General features: G+C 43.6%; 4 protein-coding genes. 3 read left to right on the top strand and 1 reads right to left on the bottom strand.

The window, feature by feature from the left end; all coding sequences use genetic code 11:
* Positions 1–282 precede the first annotated feature (282 nt).
* The 3 genes from QZU58_RS09585 to QZU58_RS09575 all read left to right on the top strand — a co-directional run bounded on the left by QZU58_RS09585 (position 283) and on the right by QZU58_RS09575 (position 2682).
* Positions 283–597: a TIGR04076 family protein gene (locus QZU58_RS09585; RefSeq protein WP_294496333.1), complete on the top strand. Its 315-nt coding sequence runs from the start codon at positions 283–285 to the stop codon at positions 595–597.
* Positions 598–690: 93 nt separating this feature from the next.
* Complete coding sequence (locus tag QZU58_RS09580) at positions 691–1638, top strand: 4'-phosphopantetheinyl transferase superfamily protein (RefSeq protein WP_294496331.1); 948 nt, start codon at positions 691–693, stop codon at positions 1636–1638.
* Positions 1639–2256: 618 nt separating this feature from the next.
* A complete protein-coding gene (locus QZU58_RS09575) occupies positions 2257–2682 on the top strand; it encodes a hypothetical protein (protein ID WP_294496329.1) in 426 nt (141 codons plus the stop codon).
* A gap of 328 nt (positions 2683–3010) precedes the next feature.
* Here the strand turns inward: QZU58_RS09575 and QZU58_RS09570 are convergent, their stop codons facing one another.
* On the bottom strand, positions 3011–5815 hold the full coding sequence (locus QZU58_RS09570; RefSeq protein ID WP_294496327.1) for a heavy metal translocating P-type ATPase: 2805 nt from the start codon (positions 5813–5815) through the stop codon (positions 3011–3013).
* Positions 5816–6136: the final 321 nt, after the last annotated feature.

Raw genomic sequence — 6136 nt, 5'->3', positions numbered from 1 at the left:
CTTCATACCCGGTTAATTGTAGAACGATATGCCGTATTTGCAAACAGTAAAGGGGTAAAACAGGTCTCAAATCAGAATATAAATCAAAATGCATGTCTGAACGTAACCTTTTACGTGCACTGTCTGATAATCCCGTAGAAACAGGAGACTCATGCTTGTACATTCAGGACGTGGTGTGGTAATCTCACTGTAATACAGTGTATTTAACAGCCAGCAAAGATTCTGTCGTCCGTGGTATAAGAACAGTTCCGTCACGACAATGGTAAGTAATCGAGGTGCCGTATGAAAAAAGTTAGAATTACCGTTGTAAGAATTACAAGATATGATGATCTGATTTCAAAGTATGAGAATCCTCTGGAGCATCCATGTGACATGCACGAAGGTCAGGTGTTTATAGCTGACGGCTGGAGAAAGCCTGAGAATTTCTGTGAGAGTGCGTGGACATCGGTTTCTCCGTTCGTGATGACTCTGGCATACGGAGGATCCGACATATATCAGGGATGGATGAAAAACAGCAAATCGGCAATGATTTCCTGTAATGACGGATTCAGACCCGTAAGTTTTCTGCTTGAGGCTCTCGATGAGGCTGCCTCTTAAGGTAAAATTCCTTTCTGAAAGGCAGAACACACCGCAATCGCTGTTGAATTGATATTTTGAGTTTTGTGCAGAGGTATAAGATCATTGAGCGCCGTGAGAGTTTTCAGATGCGGACTGTCAGCGGACATTCTGTCCATTCCGATTCCTGATTCCATAGAAGATCTGCTTCCTGAGGATTTTTATTCAAGATGTGAATCGAGAAGGGTGTCATTTTATACCGGCAGACTGCTTCTGGCGGCCGTGCTGTCAGCGTATTACGGAGTCAATTCACTTAAGGCAACAGATTTCCTTATTTCCGAACACGGAAAACCATTCTTTTCTGAGTCCTTTTATCTCAGAACCGGCATCACAAAAAGAATTTACTTTAATCTGAGTCACAGCGGAAACTGCCTCTGTCTCAGCATTTCGGACGAAGATACTGCCACTGACATTGAACGCAGGCGTCAGAGAAAATCAATGAACGATCTTGCTCTTAAATATTTCAGTGATGATGAAAAAGCCATCATGGCGGAAGACGGTGACGGGGGAGTTAAATCCTTTTTCAGCTTCTGGACCATTAGGGAAACATTGGTTAAATACAGCGGAAGGGGGCTTTCGGACATAACCGGCTTCAAATTTGCACTGAACAGAGACCGTAAGTTGCAGGACGATGTCCTTTCACGTCTAAGTATCAATGGTATCGGTAAAAACTCCGTCACCGGGGGCGGGGAAAGATCAGAATGCGACGGTTCGGTTGACGATAACGTCATTTCCCGGGTGAAAGTTCTGGATATTATGCCGACCGGTGAAAAAAATTTGTATCCTAAGGGAAGCCTCATTGTTACATTTGATTGCGTATGGAGGCAAGATAAAGGTGATGCTGCTGAAGAATATGCAATGTCCGTGTTCATCGGAGCAGGGAGCGGAGTCGGTTGTCTGGAGCTCCACGATGTAATAATGCCTGAGGAGGCGGGCAGTGATGTGATGTTCCTGCCTGATTCGCAAGGAATCAGGCTTAGTCTTATTAGCCGTATTATCTCTTCACCGGATACCGGACATTAAAATTTTTCCATGGTTCAGGTTTCATTTTTCAGTGATGTTTTTCGTTAAGAATAATTCACGCAAACACGAAAAATATGATGTTCTACTTTTGTGATTTATGTTAACAAAATTTTTCTGGACAAGTGTTCGTTATCTTGCTCTTTTTTACAAAAATTATCAAAAAAACTGAATTATTACCCGGAAAATCATGTTTTATCCGATGAATAAATTTATATCTTTTATTTAAATATTTTATTTTAATATGTGAAAAACATCCTTTATTCTTTGATAAACGGCAATACAGCCATATAATAATTAGATTGACGTGTGGTAAAAATTGTTATCTATGTTGTAGTTTGTTATATAAACCATTAAAATGTTAAAAAAATATTAAAATTTATTGTACTTTTACGTTTAAATGTAATAATATTTTTATTGTTGATTGAATGACGGTTTCTTCATAAATGACGCTGGAACTCCTAGTGGACAAAAAGCGTAAAAAGATTGTTAAATCACATGTTTGTTGTACGGATCCGTATAAAAATTACAGAACTGATTGAGGACCGATAACAGTGATTTAATCAGGAGAAGTTGTCACATTGTATAGCTCAGAACATCATTTTAATTGAAAACGTGAATATGAAAAAATTATCTTATCTTCTTGTTCCTTTAATTTTTGCAATCAGTTCAACCCAGGCTTTCGCCTTTACAGCTCCTACCGGGTACACCATGGGCAAATCCAGAACCATGAAGAACCTGTATATTGAGGATTATCGTAACGCAAACGGCGGTGTGATTTATAAGATTGATTATAATAATTACAGCCACTTCAAGATAGATGAAAAGCTGGTTTTAAACGGACTCAACTGTGAAAATGTAGAGATTTCACCTGACGAAAGGGATCTTTATGCGGATGAATGCACTGCTTCACCGAGAGGTTCATTTTTCAGCACCGTTTCACACAATACCTATACAGTTGAAGCCTATGCGGAAGATGAAAAGATTCACATCGTTGTATACAACCATCGTGTTTCAGATGACTCTCTTGCAGAACTCAGATGGTAGTGTGTAATTTCTGACCCCGTATAAAATGCGCAGTCAGATCAGGTAATTCTGGAACGGAGCAGAAGTTTATCCTTCTGCTCTGTTTTTTTTGCTTAATAACAGATATTTCGCGTTACTCTGAGAAAGTCCCGTCACATGCCGGACAGGTAAACAGAATGCATACAGCCGGAACATGAGTAATACTCCGGTGCAGGTAATAGCCGGTACCGATATGCTCAGGCAGTTGAACAGAGGCACGATATCATATAATGCTGAAAAGCAAGCCAAAAATTAGGGCCACAGGTTTAAGCAATTTGCCTGCGGCCCCATAGTCCTAATTACGATATAATCAGGTCGTTTTTTCGGAATCGTCAAAAACCTTTATCAGGTTATATCCTGCGACACTCAGTTCATGTTTTAGCAGGGCTTCGTTGAGTATTCCCTTATATTCCACTATTGCGGCATTCTTCTTATGGGAAATTACTATGTTGACCGTGGTAACATGAGCCTTGATGATATTGCACACGGTGGATTCACAATGTTCGCATACCATTCCGTCAATGATTAGGTTTGCAATCCGTGTAGGGGCCTTTTCTCCGTTAGCGGTTTTCTGAGCATTATCATCGGAGACATTTCCGTCAATCCCCATAAAACCGTCAAATATCGGTTCATCCGGATTTGAGGCGGGATGCGTTGTTTTATGAAGAAGGCCTTCGGAATCAGCGCTTTTTTCCAATTTCCTGAAATATTCTTCGCCCATAGTCTGAATTTTGGTGAGTTCAAGTGAGCCTTCTTTGAGCAGAGCTGCGTTCGACAGGTCTGCAAAATAGATTCTCAGGGAGTTACCTACGACGATAAGGCTGGACAGAGCCATGCAGATTGCCGCAAACACCGGGGTCAGCCTCATGTCTAATGCTGACAGGGCACCGGCAGCCAGCGGTATTCCGATTATGTTGTAGCACAGAGCCCAGAAAAGGTTCTGATGTATTACCTTAAGAGTCAGACGTCCGCAGCGTATGGCTTTTATAAGAGAAAGGGGATCGCTGTTGACGAGAACCACACTGCCTGCATCGCGGGCGATTTCAGAACCCGATCCCACGGCTATACCAACATCTGCCTCAGTAAGCGGCAGGGCATCATTTATACCGTCGCCAACCATTGCAGTCATGCCGCGTGCTTTAAGATCTCTGATTATGGTTGCCTTGGTGGTTGGCAGACAGTCCGATCTGACATTTTTGATGTTTACGCGTTCAGCAACGCCAATGGCACTGTAGAGGTTATCTCCGGTGAGCATGACAGGGATTATTCCGTCCCTGTAAAGAACTGCTACGGCTTCGGCAGCATTCGGTCTGACCGTGTCATTAACAGTAATGATTCCCAGTACCTTTGAGGCCGTTGCAAGAAGAAGCACTGTTTCCCCTTTACGTGCCATATCTCCACATGTTGCGGACACTTCCGGGCTGACAACAACTTTTTCCTTTATAAAGTCCAGCTTGCCCAGATAAACTCTGTGATTGTTGATGAGTGCCTGAACTCCGCCACTGGAAACCTCGCTGAAATCTCTGATGCTTAGAATACCTGAAGAGGACTGTTCCATGAATACCGTTCTGATAATATCAGTCATTTCTTCATCCATCAGACCGTATGTGTCAGGTGTTTTTATTCCGCTTTTGGCGGTAATTGCCCCGGCAAGAGGATGATTGCTGAAACACTCCAGAATACCTGCAAGATGCAGTATGTGCTTTGTTGAAATGTCTGAAACGGAAGTTACTGAGGTTACCTCAGGTGTTCCTGCCGTTACGGTTCCGGTTTTATCCATCGCCGCATATTTAATTCTGCCGATGGTTTCAATAGCGGAGGCTTCCTTGAAAAGAATTCCGTTATCCAGGGCCTTTCCCGAACCAACCGTCACGGCCATCGGAGTGGCCAGTCCAAGAGCGCACGGACAGCTTACGAGAAGTACGGCTACGGCATATTCCAGAGCTTCGGCCAGACTTTTGTTGAGCACGAAATACCATACGGCAAAGGTTACGAGTGCCAGGATAATAACTCCATGCACAAACCACGCTGCAACCCTGTCTGCAACTCTGGCAATGGGAGCTTTAGTCGTCAGGGCGTCCTTTACCGTCTGAATCATCTGACCGAATACCGTGTCGGCCCCCGTTCTCACCGTACGGCATTTAATAAGACCGTCAATGTTTATGGTGGCTCCGGTTACGCTGTCGCCTTCGGCTACTTCACGCGGCATTGATTCGCCGGTGATTCCTGATTCATTGACTGATGAGACACCTTCAAGAATAACCGCATCAGCGGGGATGTATTCTCCGGGCAGAACTACAAATATGTCATTTACCTGCAGTTCGTCCGCATTTATGTCTTCCGTACGCTGATTCGCTGCCGGTGATGAAGACGGTCTGACATCCATTGCATCGAGTCGGTGGGCTGTCTTCGGTGTGATTTTCAGAAGCTTTTTCAGAGCGTTTGTGGTGTTACCCTGAGCCTTCTTTTCCAGAATTTTTCCGAATGTGACTATGACGATAAGCATGGCGGATGATTCGAAGAAAAGTCCCGGAAGGATCTGCGAAGCTTCATTGTGCATTCCAAGGGAAAGAAGGGTATTGAGCAGGGCTATTCTGTTGGCTGAATAAAGATATGCCGCAGATACGCCGATGGCAACAAGAGTGTCCATGGTAGGCATCATGCGGACAAGTCCTCTGTATCCCCTAAGGATTATGTCTCCGTTGATGAGAATGATGACGGAGGCCAGGATAAGTTCGGCGTAAGCGATTCTGTCAGGACTTCCGGCAAGGACGGAGCCCAGCGGAAGATTAAACATGAGGTGACCGGTGGCTATGTAGGCAAGAAGTGCCAGTAAAACCAGCGAGAACAGGAATTTCAGTACTGAAGATCTGAGATCCGGTGTCAGCTTTCTGAGGAAATCCCGGTTTCCATTATCTTTTGAGGAGGAAATACCATAGCCGAGCTCTGTTACGGCACTGATTATTTTTTCTGAAGAGACGTTCCCCTCCACAACCATTGAACCGGTAACGAGACTGACCTCGCACGAGGTGACTCCCGGTATTTTTCTGACAAGCTGTTCAATGTGGGAGCTGCAGGCTGAACAGTTCATGCCCGTGATGTAGTATGTATTCACGACATTTTTTCCTTAAATCATAATTTTGCAGTACCGGAGCATGTAAACGCATTTCACGGACGTTCAAAAAACCGCAGACTATCCGATGTACGGAAAAGCTGTCAGCCCCGGAATCTGGTTAGGGAAATCTTTGTGCGAAAAAATCAAAAAAAGTATCAATAAACACTTAAACTTTTTATTGTTGTTATGATTTACGTTTTTCCTGTAATCGTGTACGTGCCGACCGCTATTTTGGATCTATAAAAACCTATAAAATAAATTTTTTACCAAATTAAGCCTTCATCGCCAGATTTGCCAGCTGATTCTTATTTAAGTCAGCCA

This window comes from uncultured Ruminobacter sp., assembly GCA_902764345.1.
GTDB lineage: Bacteria > Pseudomonadota > Gammaproteobacteria > Enterobacterales > Succinivibrionaceae > Ruminobacter.
Note: the sequence above shows the minus strand (reverse complement) of the source record. Positions and strands in the feature narration are given on the sequence as shown.

Bases quoted from the DNA above. Each gene is read 5' to 3' on its own strand.
- QZU58_RS09585 (WP_294496333.1), top strand. From the start codon at position 283: ATGAAAAAAGTTAGAATTACCGTTGTAAGAATTACAAGATATGATGAT.
- QZU58_RS09575 (WP_294496329.1), top strand. From the start codon at position 2,257: ATGAAAAAATTATCTTATCTTCTTGTTCCTTTAATTTTTGCAATCAGT.